Source organism: Pseudomonas sp. Root71 (assembly GCF_001429045.1).
GTDB classification, from domain to species: domain Bacteria; phylum Pseudomonadota; class Gammaproteobacteria; order Pseudomonadales; family Pseudomonadaceae; genus Aquipseudomonas; species Aquipseudomonas monachiensis.
In genome coordinates this window covers 1-19578 of record NZ_LMHY01000006.1, presented here as the reverse complement: position 1 = coordinate 19578, position 19578 = coordinate 1, and the positions used below count along the sequence as shown (strand labels likewise).

Below are 19578 nucleotides of genomic sequence, written 5' to 3'. Positions count from 1 at the left end.
CACATTCAGCATGGATGTTGACTGACCCACCGCAATCGCGAGCAAGCTCGCTCCCACAGGTTTATTTGTTGTTGCTTCTACCGGGTTATTCCTGCGGGTCGAGATTATCCAGCGCCCGGTTCACCGCCAGTTCGCCCAACATGATGATTTGCGCAATCCCCAGCAGCGCGTTGCGATGAGGGCTTTGCAGAAATCCCGCAAGGTCACTGGCCATGATGCTGGCCGAGGCCAGGGATTCGCAGGCGTGGGCCAATAGCGTTTCGGTGTTGATGTCGGGGGCGATGACAAACATCGTGCTGGGTTTGTGCGATGGAGCCGGATCTTTTGCGGGGTTGAGGTAGTGATCCAGTGCGCGGTCGGCGGCTTCGTGGAGCTTTCTGGAGTCGAGCGAGTCGTAGGGGGAAACGTCGTCGGATTGCGGGGGATTGGGGGTTGGTTTGCACATGGCGGAGCTCCTTTATACCTGGTGAAACCACCAAAACCCGTCGCTAAACAAGTAAGGGTGGCAGCTGTACGCAGGTTAGCGAACCGGGAGGTATAAGACCCGGCAGACCCGAAGGTCTCCCGCGCACAGCCACCATGTCGAAAATTGCAGACTGGAGCCTTGTTGCGCTTATACCTGGTCGGGTCGCTAAACCCGGTCGCTGAATTTGCAGCGACAGGGAAACGATAAAGACCGGGTACAAGACTCACAAGCCGGCGGATTCTGGCGTAGTTGTAGGCAACGACGCAAGGCGGTGTGGCTTTCAGGAATAGAGGCTGACGGCTTTTAAACAGGGCTGTCAGAACGCGGCACATTCCCTGTGGGAGCGAGCCTGTTCGCGAAGGCGGCATCACATACGGCACTGGTGTTGACTGATACACCGCTATCGCGAGCAGGCTCGCTCCTACAATTGGATCGGCAACATCTGTGAGGGATTGGTTGGCTGTCAGGCCGCCTTCGCGAGCAAGCCCGCTCCCACAGTTTGAGTTGTGTGTATCTGCGAGAGATTGGTTGGCTGGCAGTCCGTCTTCGCGGGCAAGCCCGCTCCCACAGGTACTGAGTACATCTGTGAGAGATTGGTCGGCTGGCAGGCCGTCATCGCGAGCAAGTCGGATCGCCGCACCGTCGCTCCCACAGAAGAGCAAAGGCAGAGCAGCCCACACCGCGCCGCTTCTCACCACTCATCAGGCCGAGCGTTAGCTCGCCTGCAGCTCTTGATCTTGATCCNCCACAGAAGAGCAAAGGCAGAGCAGCCCACACCGCGCCGCTTCTCACCACTCATCAGGCCGAGCGTTAGCTCGCCTGCAGCTCTTGATCTTGATCCACCCGCCCCCTCGGAAGGCTGAGCGCAGGTGTTTATCCGGGGATGGGCGCGCAGCGCCGTTCGACGCAGTCGAACTCATTGCATGTAGGTCGAAGCGAAGCCGACCGGAGGGCAATGCCCCCGGATGAATGCCGGAGCGAAGGAACCCCGAGCCTTAGCGAGGGGCCGTACGTAAGGGGCGAGACCTTTGGTTACTTTGGGGCGTTTGCCAAAGTGACCCGCTGTAAGAGCGGAACCATAAGTGGCCGTGACCGCAGAAACGGATATGTACTCAATCACCCAAGAACCTGGTCGGCCCAGAGGCCGCCAAGGTCAACAACTAGGGAATATCCAAAGCCAAAGACATGAACTGACCAATCCGCGACCGCAACCACCGCTCCGCCGGATCATTGTCATGCACCCCGCTCCAGGCCATCGACAACTGCGCCGCCTCAATCTCGAACGGCGGATCCTCAGCCCGCAACCCACACCCCTCGACCAAAGCACACGCCGCATAATCCGGCACAGTGGCAATCATCTCGGTCCCGGCAAGCAACGCCCGCAACCCACTGAACTGCGGCACCCCCAGCACCACACGACGACTGCGCCCGACCTTCGCCAGATCCAGGTCGATATTGCCGCTCAAATCCCCCGAGAACGACACCATCGCATGGGGCCGCTCGCAGTACTCATCCAGGGTCAGCGTCCCGGGACGGGTGTCACCGCGCAGCACCTTGCAGGGAATATCGCGCAGCTTCTTGCGCTTGGCATTGGCCGGCAGATCCGTGGTGTAACTCACGCCCACCGAGATTTCCCCCGACGCCAGCAGCGTCGGCATCAACAGGTAATTGGCCCGCCGCACGACCACGACGATGCCCGGCGCTTCCTCCTGCAACTGACGCAGCAACGGCGGAAACAAACCGAACTCGGCATCGTCCGACAGCCCAATGCGAAACACATCGCAACTGGTCGCCGGATCGAACTCCTTGGCCCGGCTGACCGCACCGGAAATGGTGTCCATCGCCGGTTGCAACTCCTTGAGAATCGCCAGCGCCCGCGCCGTCGGCTCCATGCCACGACCGTTGCGCAGCAGCAACGGGTCGTCGAACAGGTCGCGCAAACGCCCCAGCGCGGCGCTCACCGCCGGCTGCCCCATGAACAGTTTTTCCGCGACGCGGGTCAGGTTCTTTTCGAACATCAGGGCCTCGAAAATCACCAGCAGGTTCATGTCGACGCGACGCAGATCGTTACGGTTCATAGACTCGGGTTCCTTGTATGTTCGGCCAGGCGCGAGAGCTGTCGACTTTACTCGATCAACGGTACGTTTGCCGCTCGTTTGTACGGCCCGTACTCCACCGGCACCCACTGGAAATGCTTGCCTTCGGCGGTGATATGACCGATACCGGGAAATGGCAGGTGCGCCGCCGTCACCCAGGTCTTGCTGGCGGCAGCGGCACTGAACACCTGGTTGCGGCTTTTGATCGCATGCTGGCTGTCGACGTCGAAACCGATCGATACCTCAGGATGCAGGAACTGCACGGCGAGGTTGTGCACCAGGTCGCCCATGAACAGAATGCTTTGCCCTTGAGACGTGAAACGGTACGTGGTGCTGCCCGGCGTGTGCCCGGCTTCCAGTTGCGCCTCGACCACGCCCGGTAGCGGTGACTGGCCGGGGGTGAAGGTCTTGAAACGGCCGGCGGCCACGTAAGGCGCGGTGGAATCCTGGGCGATTTTGAAGTAGCCCTTGGCCGCTTCCGGTGCCTTGGCCAATGCCTGCGGATCGAGCCAGTAGTCGGCCTCGGCCTTGGCGGCATACACCGTGGCGTTGGCGAACAGCGGTTGCTGTTGGCCGTCCACCAGGCCGCAGACATGATCAAGGTGCAGGTGGGTGATCAGGATGGCGTCCACTTGCTCCGGTTTGTAGCCGGCCGCTTGCAGGTTGGCCGGCAACTGGCCGGCGGTAGGGCCGATGCACTGCCCTGCCCCAGTGTCGATCAGGATCAGCTGTTTACCGGTGTTGACCAGAAAGGCGTTGAAGGCGGTCTGTACCCCCGGGGTTTCAATCGAACGACGGGCCAGCAGTGCGCGGATCCGGTCCTGGCTCATGCCCTGCAACAGCTTGGGCGACAGATCGTTGTAGCCGTCGAACAGCGCCGTCACTTCGTAATCCCCCAGCGCCAGGCGGAAGTATCCGGGTACTTGCGTGCCCACCTGCGCGGGCGCCTGGGCCTGTGCGCCGGCAGATATCAGCGCCAGGCCGATGGCGCCGAGCGTTCCCTGCAATGTCCGTTTCATCTGATTACCTTTCCAGGCCAAGCGGCGGTCCGTTATAGCCCGCTCCATTGTGCGCATCTTGTGCCAATCGCCGCTGCCCGCACTTGCAACGATGTGCTGTGTTCACACCCTCGGGCATGGAATTAACAACGTTTAACTCGTCAGCCGCATCGGCCGCCTCCAACAATGAAGCCCTCAGCGCAGAACTGTTTTTTTCCAGAGTAACGGTGCTGATCGCTCGAACCGGGCGCCAGCGCTTTTCCTCCCCGACCGGACAATGGCCATGGCTTACCCACAGCACACCACCGCCCGCGCACCTGCCAGCGAACCGCGCAAGCCCCACACCGGCGGCCTCAGCCCACAACGCGAAAAACTGGTTAAACAACTGATCCTCGAGCGTCTGGGCGACAGCCTGGAAGTCACTGAACTGGCACAGGCTTGCGCCCTGTCGCGCAGTCACTTCTCGCGCGCGTTCAAGTGCAGCACAGGCCTCTCGCCACAGGACTGGATTCGTCAGCAGCGCATTGCCCTGGCCAAGCAATTGATCCAATACACCGGCCTGAGCCTCACGCAGATCAGTCTCGAATGCGGTTTCTGCGATCAGGCGCACTTCTGCCACATCTTCACCCGCAGCGAAGGCATCAATCCGTTTTCCTGGCGCTGTCAGGTGGTGCATGGCCTTAAAAGCAAAAGATCGCAGCCTTCGGCAGCTCCTACGGGTATACACGCTGGCGTGTAGGCGCTGGCGAAGCCTGCGATCTCTTGATCTGTGCTTTTTAACCTTTCAAGAACGCCAACAGGTCAGCATTGAGCTGGTCCTTGTGGGTGTCCGTCAAACCGTGAGGGGCGCCCGGGTAAATCTTCAGGGTCGAGCCCTTCACCAGCCTGGCGGAGGAGACGCCCGCCGCTTCGTACGGCACAACCTGATCCGCGTCGCCATGCACCACCAGGGTCGGCACGTCGAACTTCTTCAAATCTTCGGTGAAGTCGGTTTCCGAGAACGCCTTGATGCAGTCATAGGCGTTCTTGTGGCCAGCCATCATGCCTTGCATCCAGAACCAGTCGATCATGCCCTGGGACGGTTTCGCGTCGGGTTTGTTGAAGCCGAAGAACGGGCCGCTGGCGAGGTCGATGTACAGCTGCGAGCGGTCGGCCAGCGAGGCCTGGCGAATGCCGTCGAACACTTCCAGCGGCAGGCCGCCGGGGTTGGCTTCGGTCTTGAGCATCTGCGGCGGTACCGCGGAAATCAGCCCGGCCTTGGCCACGCGGCCGGTGCCATGGCGACCGATGTAACGCGCCACCTCGCCACCGCCGGTGGAGAAGCCGAACAGCACGGCGTTTTGCAGGTCCAGCAGCTCGATCAACTGCGCCAGGTCGTCGGCGTAATGGTCCATGTCATTGCCCGACCACGGCTGGCTGGAGCGCCCATGACCACGACGGTCGTGGGCGATGACCCGGAAGCCCTTGGAGGCCAGGAAGATCATCTGCGATTCCCAGCTGTCGGCGTTGAGCGGCCAGCCGTGACTAAAGACAATCGGCTGACCGGTGCCCCAGTCCTTGTAGTAGATCTCGACGCCGTCGCGGGTAGTGAAGGTGCTCATGGGTGATGCTTCCTTAACGTTGGGGGGTGAATCAAACCGGTAGCGGGTTCATGCGATCCGCCAGGCGCGCCACACGCTCGCCCAGGTGCGCGGCGGTGCAGCGATCCTCGGGTGGAGGGGCATCGTCGGGGGATTGCTCGACATTCGACTGGGCCATGGCGCCCAGCGAGCTGCCCAGGCGATTGAGTTGGCCGTTGAACGCGCCGGTGCTGGAGCGTGCCGGCAGCAGGTCGAGGCCGACCCAGATCATCGAGTGCTGGGCGGCGAACACCGCCATTTGCAGCAAGGTGTTGAGCTTGTCGCCGCACAGGCTGCCGGAATTGGTGAAGCCCGCCGCGAGTTTGTCGCGCCAGGGCTGGGTCAGGTAGAACGCCGCCGTGGCCTCCATGAACGCCTTGAAGGCCGCCGAGGCGCTGCCCATGTAGGTCGGCGCGCCGAAGATGATGGCGTCGGCGCTGTGCAGCCGCGCCCAGTGCCCGTCCACTTCCTCGACCGGGATCAACTGGCAGGTGCTGCCCAGGTGCCGCTCCACGCCCGCGGCAACGGCTTCGGCCATGACCCGGGTGTGCCCGTAGCCACTGTGATAGACCACCACCACGTTGCTCATTGCTGTGTCCTTAGTGGGAGCGGCTCGCGGCTGACTGACATTTCATCCCTGCCTTCAGTGGAAGTTGAAGAAGGAGAGTTTTGGACGCAGAGCGGACGCAGGACGAGTTAAACGTTGTTAATTTTCCTTGGCGCGCAAAAAGCCCCGGCACGTCCTGCCCATCTGTCGCACCCAATGTTTTCGGGACCGACAGCCACTGGCCGATACGCTAGAGTCAATGCCTGCCCCTTCAGTCACCCGGGCGGCGCATTGCGCTCTGTAACAAACCTGAGGAATATGCTCGAAAACCGCGTACTAGACGGATGCAGCAGGAGCGACTCGTTGACCCTTTCCCCCGAACAGGCTGTGCATTTCGGTCCCTACCGGGTCTACCCCGACCAACGCCTGGTGATGGAGGCCGACCAGCCTTTACGCCTGGGCCGACGCGCCATGGACATCCTGTTGATCCTGCTTGAGCACGCCGGCAACGTGGTCAGCAAGCAGCAACTGATCGCTCGGGTCTGGCCCAACAGCGTGGTCGAAGACATCAACCTGCGGGTGCACATGGCCGCGTTGCGCAAGGCGCTCGGCGACGGTCAGGCCGGCCAGCGCTACATCGTCACCGTGGCCCAGCGCGGGTACAGCTTCGTCGCACCGCACTCACTGGACCAGGCCGAGCAACTGTCGGCGCCCACCGCCCCCACGCCGGGCCGGCATAACCTGCCGGTGCGTCGCACGCGCATGATCGGCCGGCGGACGCTGGTCGACAATCTGGTGGTGCAACTGCCACGCCAGCGCTTCATCACCCTCGTCGGCCCCGGCGGCATCGGCAAGACCACCGTGGCCTTGCGAGTCGCCGAGCAAATGATCGGTCGTTACCCGGACGGCATTCGCCTGCTGGACCTGGCCCCGATCAACTGCCCGCTGATGATCGACGGCCACCTGGCGACATTGCTCGAACTGGCCCTGCACGACGACCAGCCCCTGGGCGGTCTTGCCGACTGTCTGCGCGACAGGCGAATGCTGTTGGTCATCGACAACTGCGAACACCTGGTCGACGCCATCGCCCAGCTCTGCGAAAACATTCTGCGCAGTGCGCCGCACGTGCATATTCTCGCCACCAGCCGCGAGAGCCTGCGGGCCGAAGGGGAATTCGTCCAGCGCCTGGAATCACTCGACTGCCCGCCGCCCATCGCCGTCCTCGACCGCGCCCAGGCCATGACCTTTTCCGCCCTGCAACTGTTTGTCGAGCGGGCCATGGCCAGCCATGACAGCTTTGAACTGACGGACGATGAGCTGCCGCTGTTGATCGAGATCTGCCACCGACTGGATGGCATTCCACTGGCCATCGAACTGGCGGCGGCGCAGGTGGGCAACTTCGGATTGCCCGGCTTGCTGGCGCAACTGCAAAGCAGCTTTCGGGTGTTGACCCAGCCCTGCCAGACGCCCCTGGCACGCCATCAGACTCTGCGCGCGACACTGGACTGGAGCTTCGAGCTGCTCAGCGCCTGCGAAAAGACCTGCCTGCGCCGACTCAGTGTGTTTCGCGGCAGCTTCACCCTGGAGTCGGCAGCGGCGGTGATTGTCGGCGAACACATCGAACCCCGCGAAGTGTTCGGCTCGATCACCCAACTGGTCGCCAAGTCCCTGTTGAACGTCGAGGTGGGCGACGAGGATGTCTTCTACCGCCAGCTCGACACCACCCGCAGCTATGCCCTGGAACAACTCGGGCAAACCACCGACCTGCCCGGCACTCGGGAGCGGCATGCCGAACGTTGCCTGGCGCTGATGCAACAGGCGCAGGACGACTGGGAGAAAACCCCGACCGGCCTGTGGCTCGAACGCTATGGTCGGGCCCTGGAGGACATCCGCGCGGCCCTCGATTGGGGTTTGCACGCGCAAGGGCCGCAGGCACTGGCGATACGCCTGGCCGCGGCGTCCACGCCCCTGTGGCAGGAGCTGTCACTGCTCAAGGAACACGGCGGTTATGTGCGCAAGGCGCTGGCCCTGCTCGAACAGTCTGCCCAACCTTGCCCGCGCTTGCAGATGGCTCTCAAGCTGGCCCTGGGCAGTGCCTGTTATCACGCTCAAGGCGCCAGCGCCGAAACCATTGGCGCGTTTGTCAGTGCCAGAGTCCTGGCCAGCCGACTCAATGATGTGGCCGGTCAGTTGCGGGCGATTTCCGGACACCTGACGGTCAATCTCAGTTGCGGCCAATACCAGATGGCCCTGGAACAGAGCCGGCAATTCGATCGGCTGGGGCTGCATGACGACGCCCTGATGTCCCTGAGCATGCATCGTTTGCGGGTGCTCGCCCTGCACTTCTGCGGCAATCAGCAACAAGCCGGCGAGCATGCCGAACAGGTGCTGCAACGCATGGCCCAGAGCGGTCATCTCAACCGTTTCACCCATGGCTTCGGCGTGCAATACGACCAGAGCGTCGCGGCGCTGACCATCCACGCACGCATCCTCTGGCTGCAAGGCCAACCGGAACAGGCCTGGCGCGCAGCCCGGCAGGCACTGGACATCGCGCTCCAGATCAACCACGGCACGTCGATCTGCTACACCCTGGCGCTCGCCGGCTGCCTGATCGCCCACTACAACGGCGACACCCGCAGCGCCCGCGAACTCCTGCGCCTGCTGCTGCAACAGGCGCAGAAACACTCGGTGCTGCTGTTCCATGACTGGGCGCAACACTACGCGCGGGTGATCGGCGGCACCGAGGTGCAGCCCATCGGTCGACAAAGCGTCGGTTTGATCAAGGACATCATGGTCACGCTGGATTCAACCTGTGTCGACCATGATCTGCTCGAACGTGCGCAAAGCGGTGTTTCGGACTGGAGCACGGCGGAGATTCTGCGGGCCTGGGCCAGCACGTTGCTGGCAACGGATTGCCCGGTCAAAGCCGCGACGGCAGAAACCGTGCTGCTCAAGGCACTCAACGTGGCAAAGACCCAGGGTGCCCTGGCCTGGGAGCTGCGTAGCGCCACCTCGCTGGCGCAACTGTGGCAGCGTCAGGGACACAGCCAAAGGGCGTATGACCTGCTGGCCCCGATCTACCAGCGCTACACCGAAGGGTTCGCCACGCCCGACTTGATGTCCGTTCGCCGGCTACTCGACGAGTTGCAATGCCACCTGCCCGCCTGAAGGCCGGCTCGTTTGACTGACGTAACCGGCATAACGCGTTTCAAGGGCGCGCAACTCACCACTGTGTTCGAGTTTTTCCAGGGCGTAGGTGCGGGTGGTGTTGAGGAATCGGTAACGGGTCACACCACCGCCCTGCTCCTGGGACAGCAGTGATTTGAGTGTGAGGTTGTCCAGCACCTCGATCAGTTCGACGACCGGCAACGCGTCGCAGCTGATCACCCCTATCGCGGCATCCTGGGTAAAAGCCATCTTGAACACCGCCAGTCGCTGCAGCACGGTTTGCTCTACGGCAGTCAACCGTTCGTAGCTCCAGTCCAGCGCAGCCTTGAGCGTCTGGTGCCGGGGCACGGCCGTGCGGCGACCCTGGGACAGCAACTGAAAACAGTTATCGAGTTGCGCTTGCAACCCCACCAGCGCCAGCGCATCGATTTGCGCCGCCGCCAACTCAATCGCCAGCGGCAGGCCATCGAGGCGTCGGCAGATTTCCCGTACGGTCTTGAGGTCTTGCTCACGCAGGGTGAACCCTTGCTGACGAGTTCGGGCACGGCTGACGAGCAACTGCACCGCCGAATAGCCCATGACCTCGGCAACACTGCGCAGCGCGGACGCCGGCGGCACCGCCAGCGGTGGCAGACGCATGACGGTTTCGCCCGCTGCCTTGAGCGGCTCGCGGCTGGTGGCGAGGATCGACAGTCGCGGCAGCGCAGCCAGCAGCGTCTCGATCAACGTCCGGCAGCGTTCGAGCAGGTGTTCGCAGTTGTCCAGGACCAACAAGGCATGCCGCTGCGCCAGCGCCTCCAGCGTGGTACCGACTTCCAGCCCAAGGGTTTGTGTGAGGTGATCGGTCACGTGCGCCGGGTCTTCGATCGCCGCCAGGTCGACCAGCCACACACCGTGCCGATAGTGCTCCAACAACAGTTCGGCCACGCGCAGCGCCACGGTGGTCTTGCCGATCCCGCAAGGCCCGGCCAGGGTCATGAATCGGCGCACCGGCAACTGCCGCACGAGGCTGCCGACAACCGCATCGCGCCCGGTGATCGGCGTGAGCCGCGCCGGCAAGTTGTGCAGGGGCTTTTTCAAGGTCTCGCTCGGGAACGCTACGGGCTGCGGCGAATGCTGTACCGAGGCGACAAAACTGTAGCCGCGCTGGGGAATATTGACGATGTAGCACTGGCCGTTCTGCCCGTCGCCCAAGGCGCGGCGCAGGGCGGCAATGTGCACCCGCAGGTTGATCTCTTCGACCACGGAGCACGGCCAGACCTGCGCAATCAACTCTTGCTTGCTGACCACCGAGCCTGCGTGCTCGACCAGCACCTGCAACACGTCAAGGGCGCGGCCGCCCAGGCGCAGCGGTCGATCGCCCTGCAGCACCAGTCGCTGACTGAGGTGGAAAGCGTAGGGTCCGAATTGCAGCACCGCTTCGCTGTTCAAATCTCTGAGGCTGTTCATGGGCTGTCACCCGCGGCAATCCTGGTTTCCAGCCCAGGCTCCGCACCGTCCTTGCAATGAGTTCAGCGGTATCTTGGCAGGCCTCGGTGACGGTACAACTGCCACGGGGGGAGCGTCACGGCCATTGCGGTGCGCATGACGGACACGCGCGCTAGCTGAACTGCTCGCGGTATTGGGTCGGGGTCAGGCCGAGTTTCTCACTGAACAGAAAACGCATGTGCCGCACGCTGCCGAAGCCGCTTTTGAAGGCCACGGTCTTGAGCGGCAACTCGCTGGTTTCCAACAGGTTCCTGGCGCAGTCGATGCGTGCGCTTTGCAGAAACTCCATCGGCGTCATGTTCACTTCCCGGGCGAACACCCTGGCGAAATGACGCGGGCTCATGTTGGCCAGACCGGCCATGCGTTCGATGCTGTAGGTCTCATCCAGATGTTCGAGCACATGGTTCTGCACTCGGGTAATCGCCGTTTCATGAGGGGCCACCGCCGCCATCAACGGGCTGAACTGCGCCTGCCCACCCTGGCGTTTCATGACCACCAGCAACACCTTGGCCACGTCCTGGGCGACTTTCTTGCCGTGGTCCTGGGCTACCACCGACAAGGCCAGGTCGATCCCCGCGGTGACGCCACCGGACGTGATCAGGTTGCGGTCCTGGACGAAGATCTGATCGGTCTCGACGGTCGCTTTCGGAAAGCCCTTGATCAGCCGCTCGGTGTAGTGCCAGTGCGTGGTGACGCGATAGCCGTCGAGCAAACCCGCATGCCCCAACACGAACGCCCCGGTGCAGATCGAGCCAAAAGCGGCGGACCGGCTGACGTTGTGCCGGAGCCAGTCGAGCAATGGCGGATGCCTTTCGTTGTAGGCACCGGGACCACCGGGCACCAACAGCAAATCAAAACCCTCGCAGGCCTGGTCGATGTGCCGGTCGGCGTGCACGCTCACGCCATTGGACGCCCGCAATGCGCCGGGCTCGGTGCCGATGGTCGACAGCACGTAGTGATCGTCGGGTTTCAGGTATCGATTGGCGATGGAAAACACTTCCATGGGTCCGGCCATGTCGAGCAGGAGAAAGTCGGGAAACAGCACCATTGCCACGGTTTTCATGGATTGGAATTCACTGGGATCAATAGGGTCGGTACACCAATCCTTGTGGGAGCGGGCTTGCTCGCGAAGGCAGTGTGTCATTCACCATCATTTAGCCTGACACGACGCCTTCGCGAGCAAGTCGAATCGTCGCACCGCCGCTCCCACAGGATTCTTGCCATGCATTATGGCTAAGTACGACGTAAAGGTTGGAAAAGAATAGCTGATTCGCCCTCATAAACTGTCAACCTGTTCGAGACAGTATTTCAATTTTCATCTACTTATTGCACCAGCCAGTAACCATTAACCTTCTCCTCACTCGGACGAATTCACGTCCCCACAGGAGATTTCATCATGCTGACTCTTCGCAAAGCCTCGGATCGTGGCCTGGCCAATCACGGCTGGTTGAAGTCGTTCCATACCTTTTCCTTCGCCAGCTATCGCAACCCGAAAGAGCAGGGTTTTTCCGACCTGTTGGTGATCAACGACGACCGTGTGGCCGCCGGCAAAGGCTTCGGCCAGCACCCGCACCGCGACATGGAGATTTTCTCCTATGTGCTTGAAGGTGCCCTGGAACACAAGGACACCCTGGGCACCGGTTCGGTGATCCGCCCCGGCGACGTGCAACTGATGAGCGCAGGCAGCGGCGTGGCCCACAGTGAGTTCAATCACTCCGGCACCCGGGCGGTGCACTTTCTGCAGATCTGGATCGTGCCCGACGTCAGCGGCGCCAAACCGCGTTATCAGCAAGAGCATTTCAGCACCCAGAAGAAACGCGGACGCCTGCAACTGATCATCTCGCCGGACGGTGCCAAGGGTTCGCTCAAGGTGCGTCAGGATGCACGGGTGTATGCCGGCCTGATCGACGGCAAGGAAAGCGCCACCCTGGAGCTCGCCGCCAACCGCTACGCGTATGTGCACGTGGCCCGGGGCAGCGTCGAACTCAACGGTGTGCTGTTGCAGGAAGGCGACGGTGTGCGGGTTCGTGATGAACAGATGCTGACCTTGAGCAACGGCGTGGATGCTGAAGTGCTGGTGTTCGACCTGCGCCCACAGGAACTGCCGCAAATGCCATAACACCTTTGTGGGAGCGAGCCTGCTCGCTCCCACAGGATTTGTGCCACCTGGAATTACTCGCCGGTCCCGGCGAACCCCGCGACAATCTCATCGATCACCGCCCGGACCCTGGCCGTATGCCGCAGGTCCGCGTGGGTCACCAGCCAGATGTCATAGGGCATCGGACGCGAGCGTTCCGGCCACAACCTGACCAACCCCTCCTTCTCCCCGATGTACACCGGAATCTCTCCGACTCCGATCCCCGCCGCAATCGACCGACGCACCAGCAGGCTGGAACTGAGGCTCGCGACAATCCGCCCGCGCGCCACCGGTTCCGAGACCAGCGTCAGGTCCTTGTTGCCCTGCAAGTACGGCTGATACACCACCAGGTCATGCCCGGCGAACGCCGAGCCCGGCTCCGGCACGCCGTGGGCGTCGACATAGGCTTGCGAGGCAAACAGCCCTACCGGCCAACGGGCGATACGCCGGGCAATCAGGTCAGGGTTTTCCGGCCGGGTGTTGCGTACGGCGATGTCCGCTTCGCGTTTTGCCAGGCTGAGAATCTGCGTGGTGGCGTCCAGTTGCACCCGTACATCCGGGTGTTGCCGATGCAAACGGGCAATCGCCGGGATCAGGAAATCAATCGCCAGGGAGTCGGTGGTACTGACCCGAACCGTGCCGGTCAAGCGATCGTCCAGGCCCTGGATCTGGCGCTCCAGCTCCAGCGCCGAATGCTCCATTTTCTCCACGGCCTTGAGTGCCGCTTCGCCGACAGCCGTCAGCGCATAACCTTCTGATGTGCGCAGGAACAAGGTCGCACTCAATGACTTTTCCAGCGCAGTGATGCGCCGGCCGACCGTGGCCTGGTCGACCCCCAACACCCGCGCCGCACCACGCAACGTGGATTCGCGGCAAACCGCGAGAAATACCCGGGCGTCATCCCAATTCATCACGTTCTCCTGACGATGCAATTACGCATCAGCATAGCGCGTAATCGCTGCATTAATGCTTCGTAAAACCTCGATATGCTGAAGGCCAGAGTGACCCTACAGGACAATGCACATGCACAGTTCATCGCCTCCCCTTACCCCGGCGCCCGGCGCGATCTGGCTGCCGATCTTCGCCGGCCTCTGCGCCAGCCTGGTCAGCATCGGCCTGGCGCGCTTCGCCTACACGCCGCTGATTCCCTCGCTGATCCAGGCCCACTGGTTTTCCGCCAGTGATGTGGTGTACCTCGGCGCCGCCAATCTGGTGGGGTACCTGATCGGCGCACTGATCGGCCATCCCCTGGCACGCCGGACCTCGAACAAGACCGCCCTGCGCCTGATGATGCTGGCGGTGACCCTGGCGTTTTTCGCCTGTGGCTTTCCGTTGTCGGTGAGTTGGTTCTTCGGCTGGCGCCTGCTGTCGGGGATTGCCGGTGGCGCGATCATGGTGTTGGTGGCGGCCACCGTATTGCCCCGGGTCCCGGCGGCCCGCAAAGGCCTGGCCAGCGGCGCGATATTCCTGGGTATCGGCCTGGGCATCGCCGGGTCGGGGACGATCGTACCGCCACTGCTGAGCCTCGGCTTGCAGCAAACCTGGTTCGGCCTGGGCCTGCTGGCCTTGATCCTCACGGCTGCCAGTTGGTTTGGCTGGCCGACAACTGCGCACCCGACTACCGCAACGCCGTCGAATGCACCGTCGTCCCCCACCGACCCGAACGTTTACCTGCTGTTCGCCCAATACGCATTCATGGCGGCCGGGTTGGTGCCGGCCATGGTGTTCCTGGTGGATTACGTCGCCCGTGGGCTCAATGCCGGGGCACATGTCGGCGCGCTGATCTGGGTGATGTACGGCCTGGGCGCGATTATCGGGCCGGTGAGCTACGGCTTTCTGGCAGACCATCTGGGCGCGAAAACCGGTATCCGCATCGTGCTGGTGCTGCAGGCGCTGGCAGTCGGCCTTTTATCGATCAGCAGTTCGTTCGTGGCGCTGGCTTTACTGGCGGTGATCCTCGGCTCCTTCCCCCCAGGCATCGTGCCGCTGGCGTTGGCGCGGGTGCATGAACTGATCCCCGGGCATCATCAGCAACAGGTTACCTGGAGTCGCGCCACCGTGTCGTTCGCTACTTTCCAGGCGCTCTCGGGGTTCGCTTACTCGGTGCTGTTCAACGCCAGTGGCGGCCATCATGCCTTGATGTTCGTGATTGCCGCCGGCGCCATCGTTGTAGCGCTGTTGCTGGAACTGGGCAGCCGACTGTTCAGACGTTCGACCAAATTTTTAACGCTCAATACAGGTATCTGAAATGACACTCCCGCAGACCATGACCCTGATCGAAATCACCGAACCCGGTGGCCCTGAAGTCCTGCAGCCGGACCGACAATGGCTCAGGGCTCGCAGGGTTCCTGAAGGATGGCGGCCCCTGCGCCCTGCTCCCCCTGATAACGGGCGCGATAGCGCCCGGGGCTTTCCCCGGTCCACTTCTTGAACGCCCGATGGAAGGCGCTGGGTTCCTGGAACCCCAGTTGCTCGGCGATATCGCTGATGCTCGCATCGCTCTGACGCAGTTGTTCAAAGGCCACGCCTCGGCGTACTTCGTCCTTGATTTCCTGATAGGAACAGCCTTCACGCTCCAGTTTGCGGCGGAAGGTGCTGGGGCTCAGGTGCTGTTCCAGGGCAAAGGCCTGCAACGTCGGCCACTCGCTGTAATGACTGCCGCGCAAGCGCTGATGGACCTGGGATGCCAGTCCGTGCTGGTTACGGAAGCGGATCACCAGCCATTGTGGCGCTGTACGCAGGAACACTTTCAGCGACGCCAGGTCTTGAGCCACTGGCAGGCGCAAGTAGTGACTGGCAAATTCGATTTCGGTGCGCTCGGCACCAAAGGTCAGGTTGGGGCCCCAAAGCAGGCGGTCGTCACCCAGCGACAGGCGCGAATGGCGGAAGTCCGCACGATCAATGGGAATGCGCCGCCCGCCCAGCCAGCACAGCAGACTGATCATCAACACCAGGAAGGTTTCTTCACCAAACCGGCTGGCGTCGTTGTCCGTCGAGCGGGTTTCAAGGCTGATCACCGCACGCTTGCCACGCACCGCGAGCGAGCCGCGAAAGTCTCGCAGGAACAAGCCGAAGTTGGCCAGGCATTGACGCATGGCCTTGTGCAGATCGGGCTCCTGAATCAGGGCACGGCAAATCAGGGCGAAACTGCCCGGCGGCATGCCATGGGAGTCGAGCCCGAAAAACTCATCGTCGAGCTCGCGGATCTGGATCAGCCACAACGCCGCAAACGCGTTGGCCGGCACCCGCGCCGTGGGTTGGTGCATGACCGCCGGATCAATGCCCGCCTGTTCGAGCACGGCCGTCACGCGCTGCGGATCATCCCTCAGCCCATGGATCATTGCCTGCACGAAATAGGCGGCAACCGAGTCCTTTTCCCGCATTGGTTCGCTTCTCTCTCATCACCCGAATGGCAAAAAACATCAGTGCCGTTGAACAGTTTTGGCATAGGACAACCGCCCTGCCGGCTCTAGACTCGCGGCAATAGTACGCCTTCGGCCGCCGTCGCGGCCAAGGTATCGCAGGGTTTGATCGAAGGATGGGAAGATGAATCTGCAAAACATCGGAGTGATCGGTGCGGGCACCATGGGCAACGGTATCGCGCAAGTCTGCGCCATGGCCGGTTTCAACGTGACCTTGCTGGACATATCCGAAAGCGCTTTGCAAAAAGCCGTCGCAACGGTCGGTAAAAACCTGGACCGGCAGATCGCCAGGCAAACCCTGACGGTGGAGCAGAAACAGGCCACCCTCGACAAAATTCGCATCAGCACCGATTACAGCGTCCTGGGTGACGCGCAACTGGTCATCGAAGCGGCCACTGAAAATCTGGACCTGAAACTGCGTGTGCTGCAACAGATCGCCGCGCAGGTCAGCAACGAATGCGTCATTGCCTCCAATACCTCGTCGCTGTCGATCACCCAACTCGCCGCCAGTGTCAGCCAGCCTGAGCGCTTCATCGGCCTGCATTTCTTCAACCCGGTGCCGGTGATGGGCCTGATCGAAGTCATCCGTGGCCTGCAAACCAGTGACGTGACCCACCAACTGGCGCTGGACATGGCGACCACTCTAGGCAAAACCGCGATTACGGCGGGTAACCGTCCGGGATTCGTGGTCAACCGGATCCTGGTGCCGATGATCAACGAAGCGATCCTGGTGTTCCAGGAAGGCCTGGCCAGCGCCGAAGACATCGACGCCGGCATGCGCCTGGGCTGCAACCAGCCTATCGGCCCATTGGCCCTGGCGGACCTGATCGGCCTGGACACCCTGTTGTCGATCCTCGAAGCCTTCTATGACGGTTTCAACGACAGCAAATATCGCCCGGCGCCACTGCTCAAGGAAATGGTCGCCGCCGGTTACCTGGGACGCAAAACGGGGCGCGGCTTCCATGCCTATGCCTGAGCGTTGCTCGCGCTTTGCCGAGTACCGGGACAAGGTCCTGGAGCTGTTTGCCTGCAAGGGGTTCGGCCAGGTCGGCATGCGCGAGCTCGCGACGTGCCTGGGGCTCTCCCCGGGCTCTCTGTATCACCATTACCCCAGCAAACAGCATCTGCTGCTCGACCTGATCGAGGAATTCTACGAGGAACTGCTGGCTACCCTGGGACGTATCCAGCAAAAAGCCCCGGGCAAGCGCGACAAGCTCAACAGCCTGATCCGCGCCCATCTGAACCTGTATCGGGAGATGCCTTGGCATTTCCGCCTGGTGGAGCGCGACAGCGGTTGCCTGAACGAAGAGCAGCAGGCTCGGGTCCGGCAATTGCGCGAGCAATACGAACGCACGTTGCTGAGGATGCTGGGCGCGAAGTCGCGTTTCAGCGAGCAAGGTCAGCTGGCGGCCGGGCATGCCATTGGCGCCCTGCTCAACAGCGCTCCCAGCTGGCTGACGCCACATGTGCTGGACGAGCAGGAACGTGATGAGCTGCTCGAGAGCATGGTCAGCGGTGCCATCGAACGTGTGCTGGCGCCACGGCGCGTGCCGGAGGCGATAAGCCTCGCGCGTCCTATTGAAAAAACATCTAAAGAAACACAAGCTTCGACAAAGATTTAGCGCTTTGCTTGTCGGCTCGACACAATCGGAATTCGCCGAAAAAACCGGCGTCCAAACCGATGTATGTACTCGAACACCTGGAGCCGACCATGAAAATCAATCCCTACCTTATCTTCAACGGCGACTGCAAAGCGGCCTTCACGTTCTACGCGCAGTGCCTGCAAGGTCAGATCGAAGCCATGTTGACCTTCGGCGAAACGCCGGCTGGTGAACATTTCCCCAAGGATCTGCACAACCTGATCATCCATACCCGTCTGATCGTGGGCGATCAGGCGATCATGGGGTCGGACACCACACCGGATCGCCCCGTGGATAAAATGAGTGCCTGTTCGATTTCACTCAACGTCGACAGCATTGCCGAGGCCGAGCGGGTCTTCAATGCGCTGGCGAACGGTGGCTCTGTGCAAATGCCACTGGAGACCACGTTCTGGGCGGCGCGCTTCGGCATGCTGGTCGACCGCTTTGGTGTGTCGTGGATGGTCAATTGCGAAAAGGATCAGTGAAAGACCTCAGTCGATTGACCGTCTTCAAGGCACTAAAAAGCCCAACCTGAAAAGGTTGGGCGTTCTGGCAACTCCCGGCCCGTCTGCTACCGTCAACTAGCCACATGGATAGCAGCGAACCAGAGGAGCGAACCCACTATGCCGGCCCACGACCTGTCCTGGCCCACCCGTTTCAAATGCTTGCTACTGGCCGGTGGACTGATCACCGGCCTGCTGACCCTCAATGGCTGCGCCACTGTCGACGCACAGACCACCGCGTATGTCGGCGTAGAACATCCAGCACCGACATCGCCGGACCATGTAGTCGTGCTGCGCTCGGAGCCTCTGCGTCCGCATGTGCGCCTGGGTGAAGTGTTGATCGACGCCAGCATCGACCCCGCCCCGCCGATTACCGAAGTCGAACAGAAGCTGCGGGAAGAGTCCGCCAAACTCGGTGGCGATGCTGTGGTGGTGGTCTATGACCACATTCAGGCGGTGGGTGCCTATGCCAGCGGGCCGCTGTGGGCTCGCGACGTGACGACCATCGAAGGACGCAAACTCAAGGGCATCGTGATCAAGTACCAGTAGATATCTCCCCTGGAAGACAGCGTCAACGGAGGTTGAATTTGAATGACGTGGTGATCGCCCTCATCGTTTTCGCGTGTCTGTCCGCCAGCGCACTGCTGGGCTCGTACGTGAGGGAGCGATTACCGAGCCATCATCTGAGCGACGACTCCGTGGCGGTGGTGAAGCTGGCCACCGGCCTCATCGCAACGATGTCGGCGCTGGTTCTCGGCCTGCTCGTTTCCTCTGCCAAAGGCACATTCGATACGGCCAATGCCGAACTGGAGGGCGCTGCGGCGAAAGTGGTTCAATTCGACCGCTTGCTGGCCCGCTACGGCACCGACACCCAGGGCATCCGCACCGAACTCAAGCACAACTACGCCGAAGTCACCCGAGTACTCGCGACCCGCGACCACCGTCAGATTGCAGAACTCGATAGCCCCGAAATGATCCGTCGCTCCGAAGGCCTGCAACGCCAGGTCGAATCACTGACGCCTGGCAACGATGATCAGCGCGCGCTGAAAGCCTCGGCATTGCAAGACATGGACACCGTGTTTGCCGCCCGCTGGCTGACCCTGTTGCAGGCCAATCAATCGATTCCACCGGTGATGCTGGTGATCCTGGTGACGTGGCTGGGGATTATCTTCGGCTCATTCGGTCTGTTTGCACCCTGCAACGGCACCATTGTCGCCGTATTGCTGATGTGTGCCTTGTCGACGGGGGCAACCATCCTGCTGGTAGAGGAACTCAATCGACCGCTTGATGGTTTTATCTGTGTGTCACTGGATCCCCTGGAGCACACGCTGGAGCGGTTGGGGCAGTAATTTCATTTCCTGCGGACAAAAACAAAACCCCAACTGCTTTCGCAATTGGGGTTTCGGAATTTAATCTTGACGATGACCTACTCTCACATGGGGAAACCCCACACTACCATCGGCGATGCATCGTTTCACTGCTGAGTTCGGGATG

At 61.7% G+C, this 19578-nt stretch carries 18 protein-coding genes and 1 rRNA gene; 9 read left to right on the top strand and 10 right to left on the bottom strand.

All coding sequences use genetic code 11. The annotated features are described in order from the left end of the window. Positions 1-85: 85 nt before the first annotated feature. The 3 genes from ASD95_RS07270 to ASD95_RS07260 all read right to left on the bottom strand — a co-directional run bounded on the left by ASD95_RS07270 (position 86) and on the right by ASD95_RS07260 (position 3581). The gene (locus ASD95_RS07270; RefSeq protein ID WP_056723467.1) at positions 86-445 is read right to left on the bottom strand and encodes a DUF6124 family protein; all 360 of its coding nucleotides are present in this window, start codon (positions 443-445) and stop codon (positions 86-88) included. Positions 446-1626: 1181 nt separating this feature from the next. Then, complete coding sequence (locus tag ASD95_RS07265; RefSeq protein WP_056723466.1) at positions 1627-2544, bottom strand: LysR family transcriptional regulator; 918 nt, start codon at positions 2542-2544, stop codon at positions 1627-1629. A 47-nt stretch (positions 2545-2591) separates the two neighbouring features. Continuing rightward, positions 2592-3581 carry an MBL fold metallo-hydrolase gene (locus tag ASD95_RS07260; RefSeq protein WP_056723464.1) on the bottom strand — a complete coding sequence of 330 codons (990 nt, stop codon included), beginning with the start codon at positions 3579-3581 and terminating at the stop codon, positions 2592-2594. 262 nt (positions 3582-3843) lie between these two features. Between ASD95_RS07260 and ASD95_RS07255 the strand changes: the two genes are divergently transcribed. After that, positions 3844-4299 carry a helix-turn-helix domain-containing protein gene (locus ASD95_RS07255; RefSeq protein WP_056723463.1) on the top strand — a complete coding sequence of 152 codons (456 nt, stop codon included), beginning with the start codon at positions 3844-3846 and terminating at the stop codon, positions 4297-4299. A gap of 37 nt (positions 4300-4336) precedes the next feature. Here the strand turns inward: ASD95_RS07255 and ASD95_RS07250 are convergent, their stop codons facing one another. Both ASD95_RS07250 and ASD95_RS07245 read right to left on the bottom strand, forming a co-directional pair. Next, positions 4337-5161, bottom strand: a complete 825-nt coding sequence (locus ASD95_RS07250) for an alpha/beta fold hydrolase (RefSeq protein ID WP_046043440.1) — start codon at positions 5159-5161, stop codon at positions 4337-4339. Positions 5162-5192: 31 nt separating this feature from the next. Beyond that, entirely contained in the window at positions 5193-5768 is a 576-nt protein-coding gene (locus ASD95_RS07245) for a flavodoxin family protein (RefSeq protein WP_056723461.1), read from the bottom strand. 321 nt (positions 5769-6089) lie between these two features. Between ASD95_RS07245 and ASD95_RS07240 the strand changes: the two genes are divergently transcribed. Next, a complete protein-coding gene (locus tag ASD95_RS07240; RefSeq protein ID WP_056723459.1) occupies positions 6090-8894 on the top strand; it encodes an ATP-binding protein in 2805 nt (934 codons plus the stop codon). Here the strand turns inward: ASD95_RS07240 and ASD95_RS07235 are convergent. Next, entirely contained in the window at positions 8859-10343 is a 1485-nt protein-coding gene (locus ASD95_RS07235) for an ATP-binding protein (RefSeq protein WP_056723457.1), read from the bottom strand. The genes ASD95_RS07240 and ASD95_RS07235 overlap by 36 nt on opposite strands. Before the next feature lie 151 nt (positions 10344-10494). After that, positions 10495-11445, bottom strand: coding sequence for a GlxA family transcriptional regulator (locus ASD95_RS07230; RefSeq protein ID WP_056723455.1), 951 nt, complete (start codon positions 11443-11445; stop codon positions 10495-10497). Between the two features lie 333 nt (positions 11446-11778). Between ASD95_RS07230 and ASD95_RS07225 the strand changes: the two genes are divergently transcribed. Further along, a complete protein-coding gene (locus ASD95_RS07225) occupies positions 11779-12501 on the top strand; it encodes a pirin family protein (RefSeq protein ID WP_056723454.1) in 723 nt (240 codons plus the stop codon). 53 nt (positions 12502-12554) lie between these two features. On the opposite strand, the gene ASD95_RS07220 is transcribed toward ASD95_RS07225, so the two are convergent. Further along, a complete protein-coding gene (locus ASD95_RS07220; protein WP_056723452.1) occupies positions 12555-13430 on the bottom strand; it encodes a LysR family transcriptional regulator in 876 nt (291 codons plus the stop codon). A gap of 112 nt (positions 13431-13542) precedes the next feature. On the opposite strand from ASD95_RS07220, the gene ASD95_RS07215 reads away from it, so the two are divergent. After that, positions 13543-14766 carry a YbfB/YjiJ family MFS transporter gene (locus ASD95_RS07215; protein WP_056723450.1) on the top strand — a complete coding sequence of 408 codons (1224 nt, stop codon included), beginning with the start codon at positions 13543-13545 and terminating at the stop codon, positions 14764-14766. Positions 14767-14849: 83 nt separating this feature from the next. Here the strand turns inward: ASD95_RS07215 and ASD95_RS07210 are convergent, their stop codons facing one another. After that, positions 14850-15902 (bottom strand): AraC family transcriptional regulator, encoded by a 1053-nt coding sequence (locus ASD95_RS07210; RefSeq protein WP_056723448.1) that lies wholly within the window; start codon positions 15900-15902, stop codon positions 14850-14852. Positions 15903-16065: 163 nt separating this feature from the next. Between ASD95_RS07210 and ASD95_RS07205 the strand changes: the two genes are divergently transcribed. The 5 genes from ASD95_RS07205 (at position 16066) to ASD95_RS07185 (ending at position 19433) form a co-directional block, all read left to right on the top strand. Continuing rightward, positions 16066-16917, top strand: a complete 852-nt coding sequence (locus tag ASD95_RS07205; RefSeq protein WP_056723446.1) for a 3-hydroxybutyryl-CoA dehydrogenase — start codon at positions 16066-16068, stop codon at positions 16915-16917. After that, positions 16904-17563: a TetR/AcrR family transcriptional regulator gene (locus tag ASD95_RS07200; RefSeq protein WP_056723444.1), complete on the top strand. Its 660-nt coding sequence runs from the start codon at positions 16904-16906 to the stop codon at positions 17561-17563. The genes ASD95_RS07205 and ASD95_RS07200 overlap by 14 nt, the downstream gene beginning before the upstream one ends. A gap of 89 nt (positions 17564-17652) precedes the next feature. After that, complete coding sequence (locus tag ASD95_RS07195; RefSeq protein ID WP_056723442.1) at positions 17653-18066, top strand: VOC family protein; 414 nt, start codon at positions 17653-17655, stop codon at positions 18064-18066. Positions 18067-18204: 138 nt separating this feature from the next. Further along, a complete protein-coding gene (locus tag ASD95_RS07190; RefSeq protein ID WP_056723439.1) occupies positions 18205-18633 on the top strand; it encodes a hypothetical protein in 429 nt (142 codons plus the stop codon). Between the two features lie 47 nt (positions 18634-18680). Beyond that, positions 18681-19433 (top strand): bestrophin-like domain, encoded by a 753-nt coding sequence (locus tag ASD95_RS07185; RefSeq protein ID WP_236709725.1) that lies wholly within the window; start codon positions 18681-18683, stop codon positions 19431-19433. A 64-nt stretch (positions 19434-19497) separates the two neighbouring features. Here the strand turns inward: ASD95_RS07185 and rrf are convergent. After that, positions 19498-19578 (bottom strand): 5S ribosomal RNA (gene rrf, locus ASD95_RS30245); the annotation flags it as partial.

What these genes read in the sequence shown, in the direction of transcription:
- ASD95_RS07270 (WP_056723467.1), bottom strand. Translation starts at nt 445, where the DNA reads ATGTGCAAACCAACCCCCAATCCCCCGCAATCCGACGACGTTTCCCCC.
- ASD95_RS07265 (WP_056723466.1), bottom strand. Translation starts at nt 2,544, where the DNA reads ATGAACCGTAACGATCTGCGTCGCGTCGACATGAACCTGCTGGTGATT.
- ASD95_RS07260 (WP_056723464.1), bottom strand. Translation starts at nt 3,581, where the DNA reads ATGAAACGGACATTGCAGGGAACGCTCGGCGCCATCGGCCTGGCGCTG.
- ASD95_RS07255 (WP_056723463.1), top strand. Translation starts at nt 3,844, where the DNA reads ATGGCTTACCCACAGCACACCACCGCCCGCGCACCTGCCAGCGAACCG.
- ASD95_RS07250 (WP_046043440.1), bottom strand. Translation starts at nt 5,161, where the DNA reads ATGAGCACCTTCACTACCCGCGACGGCGTCGAGATCTACTACAAGGAC.
- ASD95_RS07245 (WP_056723461.1), bottom strand. Translation starts at nt 5,768, where the DNA reads ATGAGCAACGTGGTGGTGGTCTATCACAGTGGCTACGGGCACACCCGG.
- ASD95_RS07235 (WP_056723457.1), bottom strand. Translation starts at nt 10,343, where the DNA reads ATGAACAGCCTCAGAGATTTGAACAGCGAAGCGGTGCTGCAATTCGGA.
- ASD95_RS07230 (WP_056723455.1), bottom strand. Translation starts at nt 11,445, where the DNA reads ATGAAAACCGTGGCAATGGTGCTGTTTCCCGACTTTCTCCTGCTCGAC.
- ASD95_RS07225 (WP_056723454.1), top strand. Translation starts at nt 11,779, where the DNA reads ATGCTGACTCTTCGCAAAGCCTCGGATCGTGGCCTGGCCAATCACGGC.
- ASD95_RS07220 (WP_056723452.1), bottom strand. Translation starts at nt 13,430, where the DNA reads ATGAATTGGGATGACGCCCGGGTATTTCTCGCGGTTTGCCGCGAATCC.
- ASD95_RS07215 (WP_056723450.1), top strand. Translation starts at nt 13,543, where the DNA reads ATGCACAGTTCATCGCCTCCCCTTACCCCGGCGCCCGGCGCGATCTGG.
- ASD95_RS07210 (WP_056723448.1), bottom strand. Translation starts at nt 15,902, where the DNA reads ATGCGGGAAAAGGACTCGGTTGCCGCCTATTTCGTGCAGGCAATGATC.
- ASD95_RS07205 (WP_056723446.1), top strand. Translation starts at nt 16,066, where the DNA reads ATGAATCTGCAAAACATCGGAGTGATCGGTGCGGGCACCATGGGCAAC.
- ASD95_RS07200 (WP_056723444.1), top strand. Translation starts at nt 16,904, where the DNA reads ATGCCTATGCCTGAGCGTTGCTCGCGCTTTGCCGAGTACCGGGACAAG.
- ASD95_RS07195 (WP_056723442.1), top strand. Translation starts at nt 17,653, where the DNA reads ATGAAAATCAATCCCTACCTTATCTTCAACGGCGACTGCAAAGCGGCC.
- ASD95_RS07190 (WP_056723439.1), top strand. Translation starts at nt 18,205, where the DNA reads ATGCCGGCCCACGACCTGTCCTGGCCCACCCGTTTCAAATGCTTGCTA.